The sequence below is a fragment of the Paenibacillus sp. NMA1017 genome (genome assembly GCF_058895805.1).
In genome coordinates this window covers 159,117-183,548 of record NZ_JBZXYR010000007.1, presented here as the reverse complement: position 1 = coordinate 183,548, position 24,432 = coordinate 159,117, and the positions used below count along the sequence as shown (strand labels likewise).

The following is a 24,432-nucleotide window of genomic DNA, read 5'->3' as shown; positions in this document are numbered from 1 at the left end:
TACATCTTCCTCAGTTTCATGTCATTCATCATTCGTATAAAAAACAAGGCTTCCCCCTCTCCGATCAGTACGGCTGCTACGCGCAAAATGCCCCTTTTCATACAAAAAGGGGCATAACTTAAATAATTGTTTTTTCTCTTTTGGCAGTTTACTGTTGTACTGATCCTTTAAGCCTTGCCGGACCTTATTGCCCGGAGCCTGAACCATCCACTTTCATAGTCTTTCTGTCTGTAGATAAGAGGGAGCCCCAACTTCATAAGCCTATCCCCCCCATAGATAGACTTTTGCCCGCTATTTCCTGACTGAACTTCATATTCGAGTTCTGGATTAAGTCCGTCAAGGCGGAGAACTCGCCAAGGCGCGTTCGGGACAGCCATGACTTGGAAATAGTAGACGATGGCATCCTCTTGGTCTTCAGAAACAAACATCCAAGCCGATTCGTTATCCTCAAACGGACTCTTTAGACGATACAAGTCACCTTTCTGTACTAAGCCACGAATCTGCTTGTAGACTGCGATTTGGCGTTTGACCGTCTCTTTTTCCTCATCGGTGAATTTCGTAAGATCAAGCTCATATCCGAAATTTCCGGACATGGCGACATCACCTCGGAAATCAAGGGGCGTTATCCGTCCAACTTGATGGTTCGGAACTGCCGACACATGCGCTCCGATTGCGCTTACAGGATAGACAAGGCTAGTTCCATATTGAATCTTCAGGCGTTCCACCGCATCGGTATTATCACTAGTCCAGACTTGAGGCATGTAGTAAAGCATTCCTGGATCAAAGCGTCCTCCGCCACTTGAACAGCTCTCGAAAAGAATATGTGGAAATTCGGTGGTGATGCGCTCCAACAGCTCATACAATCCAAGAACATAGCGATGAGCAGTCTCGGATTGTCGTTCTGGCGGCAGAGCAGCGGAACCGATTTCCGTCAGACAGCGGTTCATATCCCATTTCACATAAGAGACTGGCACGCTGGAGAAAATGGCCGAAAGCGAATCGTAGATGAAATCGCGCACTTCCTTGCGAGTATAGTCCAACACCAGCTGCCATCTGGCTTCGCTCCGCCTCCGTCCCGGAACGTGAAGACACCAGTCTGGATGCTTCCGGTACAACTCGCTGTCTGGAGAGATCATCTCTGGCTCAAACCAAAGCCCGAATTTAAGCCCCAGCCGATTGATACGGTTCGCGACATCCGCAAGTCCGTCTGGCAGCTTCCGACGATCCTCGTACCAATCGCCGAGAGACGAATTGTCGGAATCCCGTTTTCCGAACCAACCGTCATCTAAGACAAATAGTTCGATGCCTAGCTCAGCCCCCTCTTTCGCTATCGATACCAACTTATCTGCATTGAAGTCAAAATAGGTAGCTTCCCAGTTATTGACCAGAATAGGTCGTTCTTCGTCCCGATATTTCCCTCGGCAAAGTCGGGTCCGATACAAGCGATGATACGTCCGCGACATATCTCCCAGTCCCTGACCGGAGTAAACCATAACTACTTCTGGCGTTTGGAAGCTCTCCTCTGGGCTCAGTAACCACGAAAAGTCAAAGGAGTTCACGCCGATGCTAAACCGTGTAGAGCCAAATGCATCTATTTCCGCTCCCGCCTCAAAGCCCCCGCTGTAGACGAGGCTAAAGCCGAATGCCTCACCATAGCATTCCGTTGTCTCCCGAGTGACCAATGCTGTAAAAGGATTGAGTTGATGGCTGCTCATGCCCCTTTTACTATCAATTCGGGTTTCACCTTGAAGAATCGGTTTGCGGGTAATATTTCCCTCCCGACCCCATGCTCCCGAAAGATACATGAACTCTAAATCGCTTTTACCCGAAAAATCGACACAAGCACTTAGAGCACGGAGAAGTCGAAGATTCTTTTCTCCCGCATTACTCAAACGAGCCGAACGAGCGATTACGTTTCGATCTGCGAAGACGGTGTAAAGAAGAACCACTTTAAGGCCTGAAAAGTCATCTTTTAACTCCAGTTCCAACGTATCCGCTTCGTCTTCATTCTCGATATATACAGCCGGAAGCCCGGTTAATGATGGCTTTCCCTTCATGATCCGGTAACTATCGTATTTTAACTCCGTGATACGAGTTCCATCCTCAAGTTCTACTTGATACGCAGGGTTACGGAAGTCTCCGCTCCCATACTGCGGGTATTCTTGCGGCAACCGATCCAATCCAGCCGTCGCAGGAGTGTGAAGCAATAGATCAGCCATTGATTCACGGTGCTTCAGCCTGCCTCCCCAATATACATGTACAGGAAATCCATCCACAATCTGAATAATATAACTCATGTCCGATGACTGCAGATGAAACAGCCCCGTTTGCTCTTGAACAACGATACCCATTGGAAAAATAACCCCTCCCTCTAGATAATCCCCCTCGGTAATCCGCACCTAAAAAGGTGCATAGAAGAACCTTTTTGTAAAAGCCATCTACTAAGTACACATGGTGTAAAGCTTGATAAGCTCCTCATATTATCGCAATAGGGTCTACAGAAATGATATATTAAACTAAGATATGAAGTACATGGCATGATACTCACTATTCATGTTATAATGCTTGATAATTTACATAAGGAGATTTGCCGTGATAGAATATTTGCCACGCAGTAAGCAGCACTCTGAATTGTATCTAACTCAGTTTGGCATAGAGAAATGTATATCAGGGCACTTTTTTGGACCTGCGATAAGAGATCACTATCTGGTCCATTATATTTTGGACGGAGAAGGTACCTTCGAGGTCGGTGGGTCCAGTTATCGCTTGCGGAAAGGTCAGTGGTTTCTAATCTGCCCCCAGGTCATCACTTATTATCAAGCCGATGAAGTGAATCCTTGGTCTTATTGCTGGTTTGGTTTTAACGGGGCACTGGCAGAAACGCTCCTCAAGCAAGCAGGCCTAACGATGACGCATCCAATCCTCTACTTTGAAGGAGACCATTTGATTTATCAGTATTTGCAGCGAATGAACGAATCAAGTGGGTGCCATAAAGCTCGGGAAACCAGACTGACCGGTCTGCTTTGCTTAATGTTATCGGAGCTTATAGAGTTCGGTCCGGTAACACCTCCTGAACAAAAGGAAAGCCGGGCGGAAATTTACGTGGAAAAAGTGAAGGATTTTATCGAAATGAATTATGCTCAGAAGATTACCATTGAGCACATTGCAAATTTTATCGGACTCAATCGAAGCTATTTATGTTCGTTATTCAAACAACAAGTGAACACAAGCATTCAGGATTATTTGGTTCGCTATAGGATCAACAAAGCATGTGAATTGATGGGAAACGCTGAACTTTCGATCGGTGATATTTCCCGTTCGGTCGGCTATAATGACCCTTTACTCTTCTCGAAAATTTTTAAAAAGGTAAAGGGATTCTCCCCCAAACATTATCGAACCGAAGCCCATGCTCAAATCCAAGCCGACTACTAACAAAAGAGGTCAACCAGAAAAACTGGCTGACCTCATAAGCTTATTTTGAAGTTTGTCCTTCCAAATAAGAAACCGGCTCTTTAACCTCTACTTTGGTGCCGCCAAATTCATCTTTAATGTATTTTTGAGTATCCTCGTTATGATAGAGATCCGCTAACTTTTGCAGCCCTTTGTCATTCGCCTTATCAGATGAAGTCACCAGGACGTTAATATTATTTTTGGTTGCCTGACTGATTTCCTCATGGAACAAGGAATCTTTCAGTACATTCAGACCCCCTTCTAAAGCAATCGTATTCCCAATCAGCACCAAGCCTACATCTTGAATCACTCGTGGTCCTGTTTTGTCATCAATGAGTTCAAATTTTAGGTTTTTAGGATTGCTAGTAATATCATTGACAGTACCCAAGGCATCATTAAAGTCAGCCTTAAGCTTAATCAAACCGGAGGCTTCCAATAACCTTAAACCTCTTGCTGTATTGGCCGGGTTATCTGCCAAAGCTACCAGAGCCCCGTCGGTCACTTCATCGATGCTTTTGAATTTTTGCGAATAAATCCCCATAGGCTCCAGATAGGTTGTGGCTATAGCCTTTAGATCGGCTTTGCTCTCTTTGTTATAGCTAACCAGGTACGCCCACGATTGGAATGCATTCACGTCTACTTCGCCTTCTTTGGTCGCATTGTTCGTTTCAATTCCGCCGTTAATTTCCTTCACTTCAATGTCCAGCTTGGCATCCTTGGCGGCCTGGGACTGGGCAATATGCTTCCAGATCTGGGCGTCAGAGCCCATGGAGCCGATGACTACTTTTTGCGTTTCCGAACCGGAAGCGGCGCTGGAGCCATTGCTGTCTGAACTTTTATTACCGCATCCTGCCGCAACCAATAATAAACTAATCCCTAATAGTAAAACGAACGATTTCCTCATGTTGTTTTCCCCCAGATCATGCTAGTATGCTAGTGCATCGTCATTCCACCTGTAACATTAATCGCTTGTCCTGTCATATATGCAGAGAGCGGACTTGCCAGAAACAGCACCACATTGGCGACATCCTCCACCTCGGCCGTTCTCCCCAAAGGTACCTGCGAGCAATCTTCTTCGTATATTTCTTGAGCGGTCATTCCGCGAATGACGCCCCCTTCAATCCGTTCACGATGCTTCATCGGCGTTTCTACAATGCCGGGGCAGACCGCATTTACCAAAATATTTTGCCGGGCAAGCTCAATGGCCATTACCTTGGTCAAGCCGAGAACCGCATGTTTGGAAGCACAATATCCGCCCATCGCCCGATATCCATTTTTTCCAGCCTGCGAAGCCATTTGAATAATTCGTCCTGATTTACGAGCGGCCACCATTTCTTTGGCAAAACGTTTGGACGTTACATATAATCCGGTTGAATTGATCGAAAATACTTTCTCCCAATCAGCTAACTCACTATCAATAACATAATCCATCGTAGAAGTACCCGCGCAGTTCACCAATATATCAGGAACTCCCGCTTCGCTGATTAGTAGATCGCACCATCTTTCGATATCATCCGGTTTGGATATGTCCAATTGCGTTTCAACCAACTGTGGATTGACCACTCTATACGGCTCTTCATAAGAAATATCAGCAGAAATCACTTTAGCTCCGCTTTGAATGAAAAGTTCTACAATTCCCTTGCCTATGCCTGACTTACCGCCTGTCACTACCGCTGTCTGATGAGATAGGTCAATCGAAATCATAGATTTTAAAATACTCTTTCGAAAGGATCGCGGCTAATGCCCGCTTCCAATACAATCTTCACATATTCCTGCGCTGAAAAAAGAGAGTGGTCCTTGTAGTTCCCGCATTCCAAAGCAGTGACAGCCGGAACCTCTGTCGTTTCCAGAATTCTTTTCAAGGTTTTTTCCAAAGCGAGTGCAATTTCCTCAGGCTCATGTTCATTCCACAAAATCAAGTAGAACCCCGTTCTGCATCCCATAGGAGAGATATCAATAATTCCTTTGATTTCATCTCTCAGATACGTCGCTAATAAGTGCTCCAGCGTATGTACAGCTGCTGTCGGAAGTGCGTCTTCATTAGGTTGTAAAAATCTCAAGTCATACTTTTGTACTGTGCTTCCTTTTTCGTCATGCTCTACTCCAGCTGCTCTTACATAAGGAGCCTTTACAATCGTGTGATCTAATTGAAAACTTTCTACTTTTGCCATTTTTATTTTCCTCTTTTCTGTAATTTATATTTTTAATCTAATGATGGATACTCTACATTTGTGGTTTTTTTAAAAGAATTAAATGCCCCAAATCAGCATTTTTGTAATTATACATCGGATTACTCGGTTTTACCACTATAATTCTTGTCGTATTTCTTTTTTTCTTTGACCGTCTCTCCTTTGCCTGTAGGTTTTGACATAGTGTACAATGTATACGATAATGCATTTTTACGAAAAAGATCGAGGACATCATAAGCCTCATTTAGGAGAATGCTCTGTGAATGAACCGGATTGGAAGCACCTGAATGCTGTCCCATTACCCTTGCAGGAATTTCAGCTACAGCTGGATCAAAACAGTGTTAACGCCAAGCAACTAGAGGAGTGGAGGAAGATTCCCGTCCTTTATCAGCTGGCTCTGGAGGAATTAAAGAATAAAATTAAGCTAATCCAGACGGAATGGAAGCTGTTAGACGGTTTTAGCCCGATTGAGCATATTAAAACCCGGATCAAAGAGCCCCACAGCATCGTGGAAAAGGTTCGGCGCAAAGGGCATGAAGTCACCTTGGACAATATATTGCGTGAAATTCATGATATCGCGGGAATGCGCGTGGTATGCGCTTTCGTGAAAGATATTTATCGTCTGATGGATCATCTTCACACGCGGGAAGACATTCGTATTCTGGAGGTCAAGGACTATATAGCCCATCCTAAGCCCAACGGCTATCAGAGCCTGCATGTCATTGTTGAAATTCCGCTGATCCTGTTTGAGGGCACACGCTGGATCAAGGTTGAAATTCAATTGCGCACATTGGCTATGGATTTCTGGGCCAGTATGGAGCATATTTTGTACTATAAGTTCGATAAGAAAGTGCCTGAACATGTCGTTAATGGATTGACCGAAGCCGCACGTGCAACCTACGAGCTGGATCAGAAAATGCTGAAGTTGCGCGGCGAAATTTTATCGCTTAGCGAGGAACAGGATGCGGAAGAATCCCCGGCGAAACAATCCGAAGAGTCGTCCTTGAAGACACTCTCCCTCCCTGCAGATCACGCCACTTCACGGCCACAAACCTGCTAAGTATTTGTGTACAAGATAACTTAGGAATTCAGGCGAGGCTGCAAAAACGTTGGTTCAGTCTCACGCTGGATTCTTATGTATTGGGCATAAATAAAGAGCCATCAAAACCGCGTTCATCATGGTTTTGATGGCTCTTTTACACATTTTTTTCGATCAAATATTACTGCTTCTCGCGAATCTCTGTGCTGATTTTCTCTACGATGTCCGCAATGCTGAGTGATCCCAGATCGCCTTCGCCGCGTTTACGAACCGCTACAGTACCGGTTGTTTTTTCATTTTCCCCGATAACGAACATATATGGAACCTTCTCCAATTGCGCCTCGCGGATTTTATAACCAAGCTTCTCATTACGAGTATCTACTTCGACGCGCAGACCTGCTTGCAGCAACGCATCCTGTATCTCATTGGCAGTCTCGATATAGTTCTCGGATACTGGCAACAGCTTCGCATGAACAGGAGCCAACCACAATGGGAATGCACCTGTAAAATGCTCAGTCAGGATGCCCATGAAGCGGTCAATCGAACCGTAGATGGCACGGTGAATAACGACTGGACGGTGCTTCTGGTTGTCCTCGCCCACATAAGTGAGGTCAAATTTCTCAGGCATTTGGAAGTCCAATTGGATCGTTCCGCACTGCCAGCTGCGTTTGAGCGCATCGAGAATGTGGAAGTCAATTTTCGGACCGTAAAATGCTCCATCTCCCGCATTAATGCGATAGTTGATGCCCAGGTGATCCAGCACGTTTTGCAGAGCTTGTTCCGCTTGATCCCACAGCGCTGGCTCGCCCATAAAGTCATCTGGACGTGTGGACAATTCCACTGTGAAGTCAAAGCCGAACACACTATACATTTCGTTAATCAGCTTAATTACGTCTGTAATCTCTTGTTCAATCTGACCTGGTGTGACGAAAATATGCGCATCATCCTGACAGAATGTACGAACACGCATCATACCGTTTAACGCGCCGGACAGCTCATGGCGATGCACTTGTCCAAATTCGGCTATACGAATCGGCAGGTCGCGGTAGGAGTGAAGCTCATTTTTAAACACAAGCATGTGTCCTGGGCAGTTCATCGGTTTCAGAGCAAATGTAGTTTCATCCACTTCGGAGAAGTACATGTTTTCCTTGTAATGCTCATAGTGTCCCGATTGTTCCCACAGACGGTTGTTCATCATCAGCGGCGTACGTACTTCCTCATAGCCATGCAGACGTTGAATGTCACGGGAGTAATCTTCCAATGCAGTGCGGACAACCATACCTTTAGGCAGGTAGAACGGCATGCCTGGTGCTTCTTCGGAGAACATGAACAGTTCCAGCTCTTTACCCAGCTTGCGATGGTCGCGTTTTTTCGCTTCCTCCAGCAAATGCAGGTGCTCATCCAGTTGTGCTTTTTTCGGGAATGCTGTTCCGTAGATACGTTGCAGCATCTTGTTGTTGGAATCGCCTCTCCAGTATGCGCCCGCTACACTTAACAGTTTAAAAGCTTTGATGCGACCAGTAGATGGCAAATGCGGGCCACGACACAGGTCAAAAAATTCGCCTTGATCATAAATTGTAATTTCCGCTTCTTCCGGCAAATCACGAATCAGTTCCAGCTTCAGTGGATCTTCCAACTCTCCAAAAATACGAGTGGCTTCCTCACGGCTGACCACACGACGTGTAATCGGCAGATTTTCCTGTGCGATCTTCGTCATTTCCTTCTCGATCTTGGCCAGGTCGTCAACGGACAATGGGTTTTCGATATCAATGTCATAGTAGAAGCCGCTGTCGATAACCGGACCGATACCCAGCTTCACGTTTTTCTCACCATAAATGCGTTTGAGCGCCTGAGCGAGCAAATGCGCTGTACTGTGGCGATAAATTTCCAGACCGTCTGCACCGTCCAGCGTAATGATTTCAAGGTCAACGTTCTGATCCAAAACGGTGTTCAGATCTACAGCCTTCCCGTTCACTTTACCTGCTACTGCGTTCTTTTTCAGCCCAGAGCTGATCGAACCCGCCACGTCGGCGATCGTTACGCCCTGCTCGTACTCGCGTACGGCTCCATCCGGCAATTTCACTTGAATACTCACGATTAAAGCCTCCATTCAAATTGTGTGCTATATCAAAATTGAACGCAAAAAAACGCCTCTCTCCCTCAAGGGACGAGTGCGTTCAGCTCGTGGTTCCACCCTAGTTCGGCCCGCTCCTGTGCGTACATTCATGTTCATCGGAACATGCTCATGCACGACATGCGTGACCCTCCATTGGTATCCGTTAACGGGGATAAAGCGGTAGGCGCTTACTGATGTCACTGCCAGATTGCAGAGCTACATGTTCAACGTCACGGCTACAAAGGGGTAACTTCACATGCGGTTGCCGGAAAAGCTCTCAGCCTCGTCTTTTCTCTCTGAACGGCCCTTCAAGGAAATCATGTCTTTGGTCAATGCCTTGAATATCACTATATGCTACAGCATTATAGATCAAATTCGCAGGTATTTCAAGTGGGCGTTTATGTAATTTCATGCCTCCTATGCATCAGCTGGCTAAGGGAGCTAATGTGCCCATATTTACACAGCTCTAAAAACACTGTATTATAATGCTCATCTAGACGATACCGTACAGAAAGGTAGTGGGAGAGATGCCTAAAATTATTGTCACAGAAGAACAATGGATTCAGAAAGGAATCGAATGTTTTGAACAGGGTGGAATAGATCAACTTGTTGTTGAGAAAATGGCCGTTGCTTTAGGGTGCAGTAAGAGTAGTTTTTATTGGTATTTTAACAATCGCAGCAGCTACATTAGACAGATTGTGGAGACATGGAAGGAACAGACGACACAACAGGTTATTGCAGCGTCCATCATCCATGCTGCCGCAGATGAGCAGATCAGAGCGTTGTTAACCCAGATGTTCGGGAAGACGAAACGAGGAGATTTTCTGTTTTATCTGCGAAAACTGTCATTGAAGGATGATAGTTACTATTCCCTGCTCAATGAAGTCGAACAGATGAGAATGGAGTTTATGAAGCAGCTTTTAATACAGAAGGGAATGCAACCAGAGAAAGCCTTTCAGAGATCATCGATGTTGTACCATTACTACTTAGGATGGTATGAGCGTCACAAGCAAGAGACGTTAAGTGACGAAGCCATTCAGCAACATATTCACATGGTTTGGACAGAGTGGATTTCGAATGAATCCAATTAAGGAGGATGTGAGATGTTGGAATTACTTACATGGGCAGTTGGCGGAATTCTATTTGTACTGAGTGGTATGCATCTATATTGGGTATTTGGCGGACAAAAAGGCGCTAAGGCAGCGATCCCAAGCACGGGTACGGATTTGCTCTTTAAACCCTCCAAAATAGGGACATCGATTGTTGCCATCTTACTAGCTTTAGCCGCTTGGTTCGTCCTAGAACTAGGTGGAGTTACACAATTCCAGTTTTTCAGTTCCTTTCATTCCTATGGTGCAGGCTTATTGTCGTGTGTATTTATTTTACGTTCTATAGGAGATTTCAAATGGGTGGGGTTCTTCAAGAGAAAAAAAGGAACTGTTTTTGCAAAGTGGGACACTATGCTCTACTCGCCCCTTTGTTTTCTCTTGGGAACAGCCATTTTAATCATTATGTTTTTGCATACGGCATAGCTTAAAGCTGACCTCTATCAGGTGGTTTGTTTCTTTCGCACGTCTCCACTCGTTTCTTTCTCAGTTAAAAAGTACAGCAAAGCCAGCACAGGCAGGACGACTCCTATCAGAGCACTGAAATTCCAACCTCCTAACGCATACGACCAACCACCTAATGATGATCCAATTGCTCCGCCTATGAAAAAAATAGACATGAATAATCCATTCAAACGCCCTCTCGCTTCACTTCCCAAGGAGTAAATCACACGCTGTCCAAGTACAAGATTTCCCGATACAGCCATATCCAGTGTAATCGCTGAAATAAAGAGAAGTACGAGTGCAGCCGTCGAATGACTTTGAAAAAGATAGATGAGCAAAAAAGACAAGGCTGCAATGATCATAGCTAACCCGGTTAAACCTTTGCTCCAGCCTTTATCCGCCAATCTGCCGGCAATCGGAGCAGCTACTGCGCCGCCTACGCCTACTAAAGCAAACAATGCAATCCCTTGTTGAGACATTCCGAAATCATCCGCCAAACGTAGAGGAACAACAGTCCAAAATAGGCTGAAGGCTCCAAATAGGCAGGCTTGATAGAGGGCACGGCGGCGCAGTGCAGGCGTTTGTTTCAGAAGAGTGCCTAGCGAGAAAATTAATTTACTGTAAGATACCGTAGGCACAGGCTTACGCTCTGGAAGGGCTCGCGAGAGCAGAAACGTCAACAGCGTCAAGACAATGGCTGACAAAATAAATACGGCTTGCCATCCCCAGATGCTGGTGATAAAGCTTGCTACTGGCCGTGCGAACATAATGCCTAGCAAGAGTCCGCTCATGACATTCCCAACAACGCGGCCGCGTTGCTCTTCGGATGCTAGATAGGTGGCGTACGGCACCAGTATTTGGGCTACCACAGATCCAATTCCAATGAACAAGGATGCGGTCAGGAACAACGGGGCATTGGTAGCAAAAGCGGCAACAACCAATGCACAGACTGTAATGATTAGCGATACGACCATGAGCCGTCGATTTTCAATAATGTCGCTGAGCGGCACGATAAATAGCAATCCCACCACATAGCCGATTTGAGTCAAGGTGACAATGAAGCCCGCGGCTGTAGAAGAAAGACCCATAGCAATATGAATAGGTCCTACAAGGGTTTGAGCATAGTACAGGTTGGCAACAATAAGGCCGCATGCGGCTGCCAACAAAAACATCATCCAATTTGAGATACGGTTACTTTCTAAGGCTTGTTGTTCTCTTTGCATGATAATCCTCCTCGTTAATTTAAATACTAAACGTATAGTTCATTAATTCGATAGTTAAATAATATACTGAACGTTTCGTTTTGTAAATAGGCAAAATCAACTTTTTATTTTTACATGGTATTTGATATACTGAACGTATAGTTTATTTTTTATGTTTACTTATATCTATTAAGAAGGTGAGCATTCCAGTGCAGAGCAAAAGAGGACGTCCACGTAATGTCGAGACGCAAAAATCTATCCTTAACGCTTCCTATGATTTACTGTTGGAGCAAGGCTTTGGGGCGGTTACGGTAGAAAAAATTGCTGAGCGAGCGAAAGTTAGCAAAGCCACCATTTATAAATGGTGGCCTAACAAAGCTGCCGTAGTGATGGATGGTTTCCTGTCAGCCACCATAGCAAGATTGCCCGTGCCCGACACGGGCTCTGTATTAGATGATATTCTCATTCATGCCACGAATTTAGTGCGGTTCTTAATAAGTCGAGAGGGTAAAATCATTACGGAGTTAATAGGCGAAGGGCAACTTGATTCAGGATTGTCAGAGGCATATCGGACCCGATATTTCCACCCTCGGCGACTTGAGGCCAGGCTTCTTATTGAGCGCGGAATGGAGCGCGGAGAATTGAAGGAAAATCTCGATATTGAATTATGTATCGATCTCATTTATGGGCCCGTTTTTTATCGATTGCTGGTAACTGGTTATCCATTAGACGATTCCTATGTGCGACAATTAGTCATGAATGCGTTCAAAGGAGTTGGCATGGACTGAATGACGTGGTATCAAGCAGCCCTCACAGAGTATCCTCTGTGAGGGCTGCTTTTTCTTTTACCTGCCACGATCCTCTGGCTAACTCCTTATTTGTTTATTTGTTTATTCGTCAGGGTCTATACTAATTTTTTGTAGTAAGCCGATCAGAAGATCCTCTTCCTCTTCGGATAGATTGTGGACAAGGCTGACATTGAGCTCGTCCAATATTCCTTGTAAGACAGGAGCGAACTCTAACGCCTTGGCCGTGGGAGATACAAGTTGGGAGCGACGATCATTCGGGTCCGTTTTACGTTCAATGTAGCCTGATTCCTCCAATTGTTTCACAGAGCGTGCCGTGGTTGCCTTGTCAAATTTAAGTTCATTCGTCAACTGCTCTTGTGTAATGCCCGGCCGCTGCAAAATGAGCTTTAAAAAGCTGTGTTGTCCTCCACTGCCGATTCCGTAAGGGGCCAGTTTTTTGGAAAGTATTTTTTGATTTCGACGGTACAAGTGGGAAATTAGCTTTCCAATCGGTTTTTTTCTCATCAAATACACCTCATTGGCTTGAAAATGACACATCCCCAGTTGGGACCAAAGCAAAGTTTACAACAATATTGTTGCGCACGCAACTAATTTGCTGTACACTAGAACCGTTCATTTAGTTGCACGTGCAACTAAATAGAAATTGTTAACGATAACGAGGTGTAATGATGAGTTCAACTGCTACAACGGCTACAACGGCTACAACCTATCAAGAGAATATGGAAGTCCAGAAGAAACGTTGGCTGATTTTAATTGTTTTGAATCTGTTTACGTTTATGTCCACCTTGGATGGAAGCATCGTTAATATCGCTCTTCCTGTGTTGTCTCGCACGTTACATTTACCCGTGGCACAGATTGAATGGGTGACAACCGCCTATTTAATGGCGATATGTACCGCTATCTTATTTTTTGGCAAGCTTGGAGATATCGTCGGTAAAATCAAAATATTCAAAATTGGCACAATCGTATTCATTCTTGGCTCCCTAATGTGCGGTCTTAGCTCTTCGCTCTCTATGCTGCTGATTTCACGTATTATTCAGGCGATTGGGGCGTCCATGACCATGGCGAACAGCCAGGGGATCGTGACAGATATCTTCCCGTCCAATGAACGGGGCAAAGCACTTGGCCTCATTGGAACCTTCGTTTCTCTGGGCAGTATCGCCGGGCCAAGCTTGGGCGGTATTATTGTCTCGTCGCTGGGCTGGCAGTACATTTTCTGGGTCAATGTACCGGTAGGGCTGATCGCTGTCTTTCTTGGCTGGAAGCTTCTGCCGAAGGATTTGATCAAGGTGAAAGATAAAATTGACGTTCCCGGTAGCTTAGTGTTTGCTATTTTTATTCTCACTTTGTTCGTCGGATTGTTGCTGGGACAGCAGGTCGGGTATGGAGACACACGTATTATTACTTCGCTGGTGGTGGCTGTAGTTGCTTTTGCCATGTTTATTAGGTTGGAACTTCGTCGTCCACAGCCACTGCTACAGCTCGCGCTATTCAAAAATCCGTTATTTTCGCTCAGTATTTTGTGTGCTTTTCTGGTGTTCGTCGCTAATTTTTGCTTTAACATCATTTCACCTTTCTATGCGCAGAATATGCTGAACTTGTCGCCTTTTCATGCCGGGTTCCTGCTGATGCTGCTCCCCATATCGATGGTTATTGTGGCCCCTCTCAGCGGTGCGCTTTCCGATAAAATCGGATCTGAACTGCTTACATTCGCCGGGCTGGTCGTTATGGTTATTGCCCAAATTGGATTGGCCCAATTGCATGCAGGCAGCTCCATCCCGCTCGTGGGTCTGTGGATTGCCATGCTGGGCATTGGCAGTGGTTTATTCCAATCGCCGAACAACTCGCTGATTATGTCCACGGTACCCCGCACACAGCTCGGCTCAGCCGGGAGTGTCAATTCGCTGGTTCGCAACGTCGGTATGGTTGTGGGGATCACTTTGGCTACATCGATCCTCTTTTATATTATGAGTAAAGAGGCTGGTTATCGGGTCACCGGCTTGGTCCCGGGTCATCCAGAAATTTTTCTGGCAGGCATGCATGTAGTCTTTATGACATCCGCCTCCATCTGTCTTGTGGCGGCATTGTTAACAGGCTGGCGGCTGATCGGGGCTAGACGGGCAAGAACGCAGCAAGAAAAGGGATAAAGACCAACATTTACAATTTTAAAAATGGGATACAAGGGTGGAGCTTACATGAAATATTGCTATGAATGCGGAACAAAATTGATGGTGAAGAAGTGTGAAGGCGAAGGCCCTATCCCCTTTTGTCATACATGCCAGGTCTTTCGTTTCCCAATATTCAGCACTGCGATCAGTACCGCTGTATTGAATAGTCAGAGAGATAAGGTGCTGCTCATACAGCAGTACAATATTCAGGGCTTCATTTTATTGGCAGGTTATGTGAACAAGGGTGAATCCGCCGAGCAGACATTGGTGCGTGAAGTTAAGGAAGAAGTAGGATTACAAGTCGTTGAGTATCAATATATGCGCAGCGAGTATTTTGAACGAAGCAATACACTGATGCTGAATTTTGTATCCATTGTGAATGACGATCAGTTGGATGTTCTTAGTACGGAGGTAGATCAAGCATGCTGGTTTACACTGGAGGAAGCCAAACAAGCTATTTTGAAAAACAGCTTAGCTGAATCCTTCTTGCTGACCATTATTCAAAAGATTGAGACAGGATTGATTTGAAGTGATATAAGTGTGGCGATGCCAAAATGATGAAAAAGATGAATTTACAGATATATTGAATTGCTAAACCGCAAGATGGCTGATCTTTCCAGGGAACCCTCTTGCGGGTCACAGCATGTTTATACTCTTTGTCATTGCTGGAATTTCAGCGACTCCCCTCACATCCCCTACATTTCTACTAAACGTCCATTCTCTTTCCATGATTGCAGTATTTTCTCAAGTACCCATTGGTTTTTGTAGCCGTCCTCGAATAAGGGGGCACGATCCACAGACTTTCCCCTTGCCAGCTCAACAAAATCTTCATAGGCCGTATGATTATAGATTGCAGGGACAGTCCAAGTCTCGTATTCGGCACCCGGGTGTTCCAGGTCACGCAGCACGATGCGGATACTTTCCGGGTTATTGAGGCTGGCGTGCAGCGTACCAAGTTCTCCATAGATATCGACTTCGATATCGTGCCGTATGCCGATGGCATTTTTATGAGTGATAAAGGTTCCCACGGTATTGTCGCCTACGATGCCATGAAAGGCAGCGAGATCTTCCACATCCACTTTTACAGGCAGACCCGTGATCGGATCGAACCGCTCGGGAGTAATAGTATGTAGTAGCGCCGCGACACTTTTAAATTCACCCACTAGAAAACGGGCCAGATCAACGATATGTGAGGCTGTATCCCCCACTACTCCAGAACCAGCCTTGGCTAAATTGTGACGCCATGTATACGGGTGCTGACGATACGGCGCAAATGCATCCATTAGATAACGAAATTGAATGTTATAGATTTTGCCCAGCTTTTGCTTATCCAGCAGTTGCTTGGTATATTGGAAGGCTGCGCCGTAGCGATGCTTGTAGTGAACCAGCAAAGGCACCGGATTCGATGTATATAGCTTTTTCAACTGATCCGCTTCCTCCCATGTGAGAGTCAATGGTTTTTCTGCCAGTACAGCTTTGTGTTCTTCCAGCGCAATACGAATAATGTCAAAATGCACATCATTGGGTGTGAGCGACAGAATCGCATCTACCTCTGGGTCACGGATTAATGCTTCATAATGGGCGTACCGCTTGGAAACAGGCAGTTGCAATTGTTCTCCGATGGCTTGAAGGCGATTGGGATTCACATCACTAACGGCCACAATAGATACCCCCAAGATGGTGTGCAGTGATCTCATGTGATATTCAGCGATAAGACCCAGGCCAATGATACCCATCCGAATGGGTATGGTTGGGGAGGTGGAGGTACTCATATGTTCAGAATTCCCTTCTCTTCAATTTGGTTTGAACTCTGTAGCAAATTCCTTTTTGCTATGCAGTATCACCCGTTGCTTTGTAGAATAGTCCCCACAGGAAGTGATCGTCGACCTTCAATTCAACTCAACAGGCTGATGCCGGGCAGTGAATACAATGTTCCATAAAAAAAGGATCTGCAGCTCCGTTGTCCGGTGTTGCAGATCCTTGGTATTCCTTCTCTATATCAACTACATCAAAAATGTACCTACCACAAAAGACACCCCGACGATAATCGAGCGCAACAGCTGTGCCAGAGCCACATTGCCTTTGGCAATTTCCTCGCATACTTTGGTACGCGGCGTCACCAGATCAAAAATCACATACACCAGACACAACACTACAATGCCCACAGCCGACCATGTCAGCATATCGAGCCATGAATGACTGCTGTACGACACCATCCCCACGATGATACACAGACCTAGCAGCTTTGCACCCATATAGATGCCTGCCGCCTCATTGCCGCGTGCGATTTCTTGATTATCGTTATAACGTGTCAGCAAGCTGAACACAAAATAACCTACGATTAAGATGGCAAATAGGATAAGCAGGCCGATACCTACATTGCCCAATGCGTTGCCCAAACTGATATAAGAGTCCAATTTTCTTCCTCCCTATGATACTTCAGGATTTTGCAAAATCCTCACTTGTGAAAATGAACAGATATGTTCAAATATTGTATATTGTTTAATTCAGCTTATATAACGTGCGGATTAGGAGATGCGGTGACAACGGCGGCGGCACAATAGTAGGCCATATCACCGGTTACCTTTTCACCGATTCGCGGCAGGACACCCGCAAAACGCCCCCCAATTACAAATATGCCTGTCAGCATATAGCCGTAGAATAGCCCTTCCTCGGTCTGTACCTCTGCGCTCTGCATCGGCCACAGCCGCTGATAAATCTTAGGCTGTCCCTCGTAATAAGCAGCAATATGTGCGGCTTCCTCCTGCTCAGGCGTTCGTGGAGCATCAGCTTGGTGAAGAAGATCGGAGTTGTCAGTCTCCGCAGGTTCAGCCTCTCCCAAGGCGCCTTTTAGCATCTCTTCGGATTGAGGATGTTCAATCAAGTGCGTCCCTTTACCCTCCCGTCCCCATATGCCTTTGGCCACATAAGGCTCTTTATTTTGCATAAACACCGAGGGTTCAAAATACGTAGGCAGCAGGTAGGTTCGTATCACCTCCAGCTCGCGGTCGTCAAACAAACGAAAACCGCAGAATTCTGGTGTCTGCTCATTGCGCTCATACAGTGACCACACGGTTGCGGTGAACCCTTTACTCTGGGTAATGATATGCTGCGGCGGGTTGATTAATCCTATTTTCCCGTCTGCCACCATATTCATTAGCGCCTGCCCCACCTCAAGCCCCGTATCCTCCTCCCGGTCATCAATGAGATACTCCAGCGGATACAGGCGATAGAGAATGTGGATTTGCTCTCCCCGGTGATATAATCCTTCATTCGGGATGATCTCCAGTTCTTCCAAAGGCGCATAAACCACTTCAAACCCGGCTTGTTCACATAAACGCATAATATATTTGGTATTTGTCTGATCCTCAATGTGCCAGTCATAGCAAGTAAAATACACCTTTGTTCCTAATCCCTTATTGCTATAAAAATGAATGAGCTCCGTCAAGGCAGACTGAATCGCCTCGTCCATTCCAGTTGAGGGTCCATGTAGTGCATTGTCATCCTCCGACATTCCTCCCTTACTCAGCACCTCCAGCAGCTTTCCTTCGAGATAAGCCACCTCGGGAATCCCGGTTGGGGTATCGGTGTTATTCTCAATGCACTTGATACCCGCTTCCCCCACAATCCAGTCCTGGCGAGTTATCCCATCCGGCTCGGTCTCCATTCGTGCAGCACGCAGCAAGCCCGGATGAATCCCCAACCGTTCCACCAGGTATTCATCCGGCATATAGCGCTGGATAAATTGCTGGACCTTGCGATAAACACGATGTACCGCCTCAGAAGCAGCCTGAAGCTCTGCCAGTTCGCTTTCCTGATACACTGTTAAGGCCGGCACGCAATAGGACTTGCCGTACATGCGATGATACGGAATCATACGGCTGATTTCACCCTTAAAAAGCTCGTCATGTTCATAAGGCAATTGCCGAATCGTGCGCATGCTCATCTTAACCCCCAGAAAAAAAGCCGCTGCGTGATCCGCTGCTGCCAAAACCGCTGTGTGAGCTGGAAGATGAGGATGAGCTTTTGCGGTATGAGCTGGAAGAAGAACGACTGCTATGGTATGAGGAGCCTCCACTATAATAGGTCGATCCGCCATAGTAATACCCGCTGCTGCCTGAATCCCGACACGCCGTTTGCTCCGATACAGGAAGCTCATCGCAGTCATAATACTCGTCGTCACCGCAACCCGTCAGAGCGGCCGGGACAGCCAACATCAGGGCAAAGGCCGCCATCCGTGTACGAGAGCCGGGCTTGGATTTCATTTTTTCCCAAGTATGCTCCATCACAGATCGACCTCCTTCACAAACAGATGTACCTTTTTCAACTGAGGGTCCAGTACCGAATATATAAATTCATATGTTTTGCCACCTAGTACTGTATAGTGATCTAATAGCCGTTGGGCCAACTCCAAGGTAAATACCGAACCATCCCGCTGATCCATACTACGGAATGCAGGTTCATGCCATATCCAGTACATTGCACTGAATGTGGAAGTGTAACCTCCCTCACTGGCCAGCACGAGGTCTGTGATGGACGCACCATAAGGCTTTGCACGTTCCCCTGTAAATTCAGTCACATAGACGGAATGATCCGTATGTTCCTCACTTTCATTCGAGATATGCGACCATAGTTTGTCATGGAGACGCGTAGCGTCTACAAGCTTGCGTAGAAACAGCTCATCTCCCGATACGGATTCCCGTGTCAGGCTGCGCAGTTCCTTTTGAGTGTCTTCCGACCATTCGCGATACGTTAATGAATAATAAATGATGATTCCCTTCCCTTCCTGTACGCTTCTGTCATGAGGTTTGCAACAAATCAAAGCGCTTCTGTCGTCGTTCACTATACGAGATTCTACCTTGAAAAGGTTCAATTTGGAAGAAAAACACGACAAAAAGCCGCAATCCCTAAGATTACGGCTTGGTTTTAGCTGCTACAGCTTAATATTGTTCTCGTCGAAATATTCCTCCAACGTCATCCCCTGCTTGACTACATCCTCCGCAATGTCTGTTCCCACATAACGAATATGCCAAGGCTCGTACACGTAGCCGGTTACATCTTCCTTACCCTTCATATAACGAATAATAAATCCGTATTCCGGTGCATGTTTTTCCAGCCATTCGCCTTCCTTGGAAGCTCCGAAGGATTGCTCCAGCACATTACCTACACTTGGGCTGGATACATCAATGGACAAACCTGTCTGATGCTCGCTCGTACCCGGTACAGCACTAACTTTAGAGGCATATTCCTGCCCCTTTGTCTTTACATTGTTGTTGAAAATAGATACCTGACGCTTATAGGAACGGTATCCCGATACCGCACGCAGCTCGATGCCGTCTTTTTCCGCACCGTCGAACAGCTTCTCCAGTGCCTCTGCCGCTTCCTTACGCAAATGCCGCTTTTCATGCGGCCCCTCGAAGGAAAATGGCACCTGCGGCTCCACCAGGTCATCCGGGACATAGCCTACAGGCAAGCTGCGCTTTTTGTTCACAACGACTGTATCCGAAGTCGCATTGGTGACGATCGCGGTTCCATCCTCTTCCTTAACCGTGGCTTGCAGCGCACTCTGGCTTCGCAACGCCATCACAGGGTCGGCTTGTCCATTTTCTGTACCCACAGAGACTTGTCCAGCGCTAGTGCTGCCATTGCCCGCATCCGGCTGGGTGGAAGGCTGCACATTCTCCTGTACCGCTGTAGATGACTTCAACGGCTCGCTTTCCTGTCCACCTGATCCTCCCTGCTGGCAGGCTGCCAGTAACAGACCTGGCAGGATCAGCCCTGGAATGAGCGCTTTGGTCCAGCGCTTAGTTGCTCGCGTCTGTTGTATATGTCGTTTCATGCTGGTATCTCCTCCAATATTGCATTTGATGCATGACTTGCTGTGACTTTTCCGTTTCCCCATTGTAACTGAACTTTTGGCACTCTTCGAAGCCTTTATCCTGTTCGATGAAGGCGAATAGACTCGAAAAAGGAAGTATATACCCGAATTGTTACGGAGTATGACGTTTTTGCGGGATTGCCGCTCGGGACCGCTCGGCTACCCGTTCACGTATGAGTTTCAATGCCTCTTCCGCACGAGGTAAACCCGGCAGCAGAGACGTAATATCCGTTTCCTTCTTTGGAACAAGCTTCTGCGGCAGACGAATCTCAATCGCGTGAAAGCCCGCACCGGGACGGTGCAATGCTCCTTCTGCAGCAGACTCTGCAATCCATTCGCTAATCGCTGCCGATCCGCTGCGTCCGCCCTCCGGCCGCGAGGTAGACTCAAGCGCGGGGGATGTCCCCTGCACATGGGATAACTCCCCGGCCCAAGCACTGAATACGTACTCCAGCAGCTCTTCCCGTGTCATTCCGATCAGTTCTAGACAGGTCTGCGGCTCGCTTTCCAGACCGGTTTGAAGAGCTTTCTTCATATCGTCGACTACACCCACGCCATCCTCCATGCTGGAAGTGGCTGCCTCAGCTGCTAGCTGAACGATCTCATCCAGCGATAGACAGGTTTTCCCTTGCAAAAAACGGTAGATGTCCAAAGGATCTGCTTTTAGCTGCTCCAGCCATGCTTTTCGCTGTTCGGGGTTCAGTACAGGCGCTGGGCCAGTCCATTGGACAGCATGTGTGGAAGGTACACCCGTTGATTCGCCTTCCAACCCATTTCCGTCTGATTCCGCTATCCATTGACCGTCAGTTACTTGCAGCTTCACTCGCGGCCTCGTCATCGCCTTCATCCTTTCTCTGCTCACTCAATCCATACATCATTTTGCAACGCAATCAGACCGCGCAATTCATCATCAGACATTTCAGTAAGCCAATGTTCACCGGAGCCGACAACCTGCTCGGAAAGTGCCTTTTTGCTCTCGATTAGCTCGTCGATTCGCTCCTCCAGCGTACCTTGGCAAATCAGCTTGTGCACTTGTACATTGCGACTTTGACCAATACGGAATACGCGGTCCGTCGCCTGATTTTCCACTGCAGGATTCCACCAGCGGTCATAGTGAATGACATGGCTGGCACGTGTCAGATTCAGGCCCACACCACCTGCACGCAGGGAAAGTACGAATATATTCGGCCCTTCCCCCTGCTGGAAGTTGTGAACCATTTCATCCCGTCTGGTTTTCGCCAGTCCTCCATGCAGAAAATACGGCTCTTCCCCGAAGATTTTGGCCAAACGAGAGACCAGCAATTCTCCCATCGACACATATTGGGTGAATATCAACGCCGATTCGCCGTTCTCGCGAATCGTCTCTACCAATTCCAGCAGTCGCTCCATTTTGCCCGAATTTTCAGTTTTACCACTATCAGCCCGCCCCGGAATGATCAGACCCGGATGGTCACAAATCTGCTTCAACTTGGTCAGTGAAGACAGAACAAGCCCTTTGCGGGCTATACCGATCTGGCCATCCAGTGTTCCCAATAATTGATCCACCACGCCCCGATACAACCCGGCCTGCTCTGGTGTCAGTACACAGTAGGATTTCAACTCCAGCTTCTCCGGCAAATCCTTGCGTATATCTGGGTCGCTTTTGAGTCGACGCAGCATGAACGGGGAGACGAGGCGATGAAGCTCACGCAACGCGGACCCCCGCTCCTCTCCCGCCAGACTGTACCGTTGGCGGAATGAAGAAGCCGTACCGAGGTAGCCTGGATTCAGAAATTGAAAAATAGACCACAGCTCGCTCAGCCGATTCTCTACCGGGGTACCCGTCATGGCAATCCGGTGTGGAGCAGACAGCTTCATGACGCTTTGTGCTTGCTTTGTTCGTGCATTTTTTATATATTGCGCCTCATCCAACACGATGGAGGACCAGTGTACCGCAGATAAATCGCTGCCGTCCCGGCCCGCCAAATGATAGGTAGTGAGGACGATATCATACTCACGTACACTTTCCTGAAACAGCTCGCCGTGAAGTCGCTGGTTGCCATGGTGAATATACAGCGACAAATCCGGTGAAAAGCGCTTCAACTCGCGCTGCCAGTTGCCGAGCAAGGACGTCGGACAGATGATCAACGCCGGACGTTGATCATCTGCGCCGATGCCACCGTCGAGCAGACAGGTGATAACCTGAATCGTTTTACCAAGCCCCATGTCGTCCGCAAGGCAGACGCCAAAGCCCAATCCACGCATCGCGGCCAGCCATTGAAAGCCGCGCTCTTGATAGGGCCGTAATGCACCGTGCAGCGTCTCCGGCACAGGCCGCGGCTCTACCGAACGAAGTACGCCCCCCTCAGCCAAAGACGCAAGCAATCCGGCGGATTCCGCGCCAAAGATGGACAAGCCTTTCCACGAGGCCTCGCCTGCACTTTCATTTTCTGCAGCCAGATGCATCCATTCGGACAAGCTCATCTCACCGTTTTCCCCGCGCTTGATAAAGCGCAGCACCTGACGAATTTCCTTAGGATCGACCTCGATCCATTCCCCTCCGAGACGTACATAAGGCAAATTGGCCGCGACGATGCTTTCCAGCTCCTCCATCGTCAAAGTCGTATCACCCAGCACAACCTCGGCATCAAACGAAATCATGCGGTTAATGCCGACAGACGATGTATCGGCAATCACACCATCTGACTTGGAACCCTGCTCTGTCGAACGCATTTTGAGCCGCAAGCCTGCACGTCTTCGGCCCTCCCGGCTCCAGCGTGAAGGCATTTGCACGGTGATACCGTTCTTTTGTAATGCAGGAACGGCTTCCGTCAGGAAGCGGAAGAACAGCTCTGGCTCCAGTGTCAGCCCTTCGGGATAAGGGCGGTTCAATGCTTCTTGCAATAAAGGTGCCGCTTCAGACGCCTGTCCGAGCCTCATTAGCAGTTGCGCCTGCACTTGACGATATACAATTCCGCCGCGAACCAGATCACGTTCAGAATGCGCCCATAGTGCCAGAGCAGGCAGCCGCAACCCCGGCTCAGCATCGCTTTCTGTCCAAAAGGTAATACGCCATTCCTTCACACTCTCTTCCAGCGAAGGCTCCAAACGAAGGCACAACCGCAGTTGCCCTTCTATCGGCTCCTTGTCTTCCCGTTCCGTGACAGGCATTGCGCTCCCCTCAAGAGAAGACGCTTGAATCACCAGCTCCTCCATCTCAGCGGGCGTTCCCTGAATCGCCACCGGGCGGGAACCTGTCAGCAGACTGTTCCACCACAGCTCTGCCAGCGGCGACCCTCCGCGCCGATACTCTGCGCGATATCGGCCCAGCTCACGGTCTGATGCTGCCAGCACCGCGGTCGTTTCCGCATGGATGACCGCACACAAGAAGGAGTACAGCACGATTCCGGCTGCATCCTCGCGTGTTTCAGGCTCCTTACCCGCGAACACGGCCGGAGCCGCCATACAAACAGCCGGCATCGCAGCAGCCAGCTCATGGAAGCGGCGTATGTCCTCCTCTTGACACAGTCGAGGAATCCACACCCCGACAGCCGCTTCCGGACCGCGACGACGCGGTCCCGATGGACGCGCCTCTGTAAGCGATGGCGCAATTTCGCCCCGCTGCATCAGTTCTAGCGCAAAATAAGCGGCTTTTCGCCAATATTGCATTTCCTCGCCCAGCGTAATGCCCGATGCCGCACAGCCCTTCTCGTCCATGCGGGTCAGCAGTGCCATCGTCTCGCGCGGTTCCAGCGCCAAACCCTCCAATGTACGCCCCAGCATGGAACGTCTTTTGCCAGCTCTGCCCGCGGTTTCCACACGAGCAGTATTCGGTATCCGTACCTCAGCAAGACGCAACGCAGCCTGCCGAAACGGCCGAAGGTCTCCCTTTAGCGTCAGCCTGCGGATTACACTGCTCCACGCATCGATACGTGGTTCCGACGTCTCACCAGAAAAGCAAAAAAACACATCTCCGAGCCATATTCCATAAAGCGGTTGATTCATATCTGTCTCCCGTCCAGCCTTTTGAATTATTACTCTTCATCATATAC

At 47.7% G+C, this 24,432-nt stretch carries 22 protein-coding genes; 7 read left to right on the top strand and 15 right to left on the bottom strand.

What is annotated here, in order from left to right:
- Positions 1-167: 167 nt before the first annotated feature.
- On the bottom strand, positions 168-2,351 hold the full coding sequence (locus tag AC5ELV_RS18030; protein ID WP_493431269.1) for an alpha-galactosidase: 2,184 nt from the start codon (positions 2,349-2,351) through the stop codon (positions 168-170).
- A 241-nt stretch (positions 2,352-2,592) separates the two neighbouring features.
- On the opposite strand from AC5ELV_RS18030, the gene AC5ELV_RS18025 reads away from it, so the two are divergent.
- Positions 2,593-3,432: an AraC family transcriptional regulator gene (locus tag AC5ELV_RS18025; protein WP_493431268.1), complete on the top strand. Its 840-nt coding sequence runs from the start codon at positions 2,593-2,595 to the stop codon at positions 3,430-3,432.
- A 40-nt stretch (positions 3,433-3,472) separates the two neighbouring features.
- Here AC5ELV_RS18025 and AC5ELV_RS18020 read toward each other — a convergent pair whose 3' ends face one another.
- From AC5ELV_RS18020 to AC5ELV_RS18010, 3 genes are read right to left on the bottom strand one after another with little or no spacing between them, the layout of a single operon-like run.
- Positions 3,473-4,354 carry a MetQ/NlpA family ABC transporter substrate-binding protein gene (locus AC5ELV_RS18020; RefSeq protein WP_493431267.1) on the bottom strand — a complete coding sequence of 294 codons (882 nt, stop codon included), beginning with the start codon at positions 4,352-4,354 and terminating at the stop codon, positions 3,473-3,475.
- Between the two features lie 29 nt (positions 4,355-4,383).
- Positions 4,384-5,154, bottom strand: coding sequence for an SDR family NAD(P)-dependent oxidoreductase (locus tag AC5ELV_RS18015; RefSeq protein ID WP_250273228.1), 771 nt, complete (start codon positions 5,152-5,154; stop codon positions 4,384-4,386).
- Positions 5,155-5,159: 5 nt separating this feature from the next.
- Positions 5,160-5,621, bottom strand: coding sequence for an S-ribosylhomocysteine lyase (locus tag AC5ELV_RS18010; protein ID WP_007428584.1), 462 nt, complete (start codon positions 5,619-5,621; stop codon positions 5,160-5,162).
- Between the two features lie 277 nt (positions 5,622-5,898).
- On the opposite strand from AC5ELV_RS18010, the gene AC5ELV_RS18005 reads away from it, so the two are divergent.
- The gene (locus AC5ELV_RS18005) at positions 5,899-6,699 is read left to right on the top strand and encodes a GTP pyrophosphokinase (protein ID WP_023986812.1); all 801 of its coding nucleotides are present in this window, start codon (positions 5,899-5,901) and stop codon (positions 6,697-6,699) included.
- 160 nt (positions 6,700-6,859) lie between these two features.
- Here AC5ELV_RS18005 and thrS read toward each other — a convergent pair whose 3' ends face one another.
- Positions 6,860-8,773 carry a threonine--tRNA ligase gene (gene thrS / locus AC5ELV_RS18000; protein WP_493431266.1) on the bottom strand — a complete coding sequence of 638 codons (1,914 nt, stop codon included), beginning with the start codon at positions 8,771-8,773 and terminating at the stop codon, positions 6,860-6,862.
- A 548-nt stretch (positions 8,774-9,321) separates the two neighbouring features.
- On the opposite strand from thrS, the gene AC5ELV_RS17995 reads away from it, so the two are divergent.
- Entirely contained in the window at positions 9,322-9,885 is a 564-nt protein-coding gene (locus tag AC5ELV_RS17995) for a TetR/AcrR family transcriptional regulator (RefSeq protein ID WP_493431265.1), read from the top strand.
- 12 nt (positions 9,886-9,897) lie between these two features.
- Complete coding sequence (locus AC5ELV_RS17990) at positions 9,898-10,326, top strand: DUF3995 domain-containing protein (protein ID WP_493431264.1); 429 nt, start codon at positions 9,898-9,900, stop codon at positions 10,324-10,326.
- A gap of 17 nt (positions 10,327-10,343) precedes the next feature.
- On the opposite strand, the gene AC5ELV_RS17985 is transcribed toward AC5ELV_RS17990, so the two are convergent.
- Positions 10,344-11,567: an MFS transporter gene (locus tag AC5ELV_RS17985; RefSeq protein WP_493431263.1), complete on the bottom strand. Its 1,224-nt coding sequence runs from the start codon at positions 11,565-11,567 to the stop codon at positions 10,344-10,346.
- A 188-nt stretch (positions 11,568-11,755) separates the two neighbouring features.
- Between AC5ELV_RS17985 and AC5ELV_RS17980 the strand changes: the two genes are divergently transcribed.
- Positions 11,756-12,334, top strand: coding sequence for a TetR/AcrR family transcriptional regulator (locus AC5ELV_RS17980; RefSeq protein WP_493431262.1), 579 nt, complete (start codon positions 11,756-11,758; stop codon positions 12,332-12,334).
- Positions 12,335-12,436: 102 nt separating this feature from the next.
- Here the strand turns inward: AC5ELV_RS17980 and AC5ELV_RS17975 are convergent, their stop codons facing one another.
- Entirely contained in the window at positions 12,437-12,859 is a 423-nt protein-coding gene (locus AC5ELV_RS17975) for a MarR family winged helix-turn-helix transcriptional regulator (protein WP_493431261.1), read from the bottom strand.
- A 164-nt stretch (positions 12,860-13,023) separates the two neighbouring features.
- Between AC5ELV_RS17975 and AC5ELV_RS17970 the strand changes: the two genes are divergently transcribed.
- Positions 13,024-14,502 carry an MFS transporter gene (locus AC5ELV_RS17970; RefSeq protein WP_493431331.1) on the top strand — a complete coding sequence of 493 codons (1,479 nt, stop codon included), beginning with the start codon at positions 13,024-13,026 and terminating at the stop codon, positions 14,500-14,502.
- Positions 14,503-14,550: 48 nt separating this feature from the next.
- The gene (locus AC5ELV_RS17965) at positions 14,551-15,051 is read left to right on the top strand and encodes an NAD(+) diphosphatase (RefSeq protein ID WP_493431260.1); all 501 of its coding nucleotides are present in this window, start codon (positions 14,551-14,553) and stop codon (positions 15,049-15,051) included.
- A 167-nt stretch (positions 15,052-15,218) separates the two neighbouring features.
- On the opposite strand, the gene AC5ELV_RS17960 is transcribed toward AC5ELV_RS17965, so the two are convergent.
- From AC5ELV_RS17960 to AC5ELV_RS17925, 8 genes are all read right to left on the bottom strand, one after another.
- Complete coding sequence (locus AC5ELV_RS17960; RefSeq protein ID WP_493431259.1) at positions 15,219-16,295, bottom strand: Gfo/Idh/MocA family protein; 1,077 nt, start codon at positions 16,293-16,295, stop codon at positions 15,219-15,221.
- Positions 16,296-16,526: 231 nt separating this feature from the next.
- The gene (locus AC5ELV_RS17955) at positions 16,527-16,940 is read right to left on the bottom strand and encodes a DUF350 domain-containing protein (RefSeq protein WP_254326948.1); all 414 of its coding nucleotides are present in this window, start codon (positions 16,938-16,940) and stop codon (positions 16,527-16,529) included.
- 95 nt (positions 16,941-17,035) lie between these two features.
- Positions 17,036-18,469: a glutathionylspermidine synthase family protein gene (locus tag AC5ELV_RS17950; RefSeq protein WP_493431258.1), complete on the bottom strand. Its 1,434-nt coding sequence runs from the start codon at positions 18,467-18,469 to the stop codon at positions 17,036-17,038.
- A gap of 1 nt (position 18,470) precedes the next feature.
- Positions 18,471-18,809: a hypothetical protein gene (locus tag AC5ELV_RS17945; protein WP_493431330.1), complete on the bottom strand. Its 339-nt coding sequence runs from the start codon at positions 18,807-18,809 to the stop codon at positions 18,471-18,473.
- Complete coding sequence (locus tag AC5ELV_RS17940) at positions 18,809-19,366, bottom strand: hypothetical protein (RefSeq protein ID WP_493431257.1); 558 nt, start codon at positions 19,364-19,366, stop codon at positions 18,809-18,811. The genes AC5ELV_RS17945 and AC5ELV_RS17940 overlap by 1 nt, the downstream gene beginning before the upstream one ends.
- Positions 19,367-19,456: 90 nt before the next feature.
- The gene (locus tag AC5ELV_RS17935; protein WP_493431256.1) at positions 19,457-20,362 is read right to left on the bottom strand and encodes a M15 family metallopeptidase; all 906 of its coding nucleotides are present in this window, start codon (positions 20,360-20,362) and stop codon (positions 19,457-19,459) included.
- Positions 20,363-20,513: 151 nt separating this feature from the next.
- Positions 20,514-21,239 (bottom strand): phosphoribosylglycinamide synthetase, encoded by a 726-nt coding sequence (locus AC5ELV_RS17930; protein WP_493431255.1) that lies wholly within the window; start codon positions 21,237-21,239, stop codon positions 20,514-20,516.
- A 20-nt stretch (positions 21,240-21,259) separates the two neighbouring features.
- Positions 21,260-24,385 (bottom strand): DEAD/DEAH box helicase, encoded by a 3,126-nt coding sequence (locus AC5ELV_RS17925; protein WP_493431254.1) that lies wholly within the window; start codon positions 24,383-24,385, stop codon positions 21,260-21,262.
- Between the last annotated feature and the right edge of the window lie 47 nt (positions 24,386-24,432).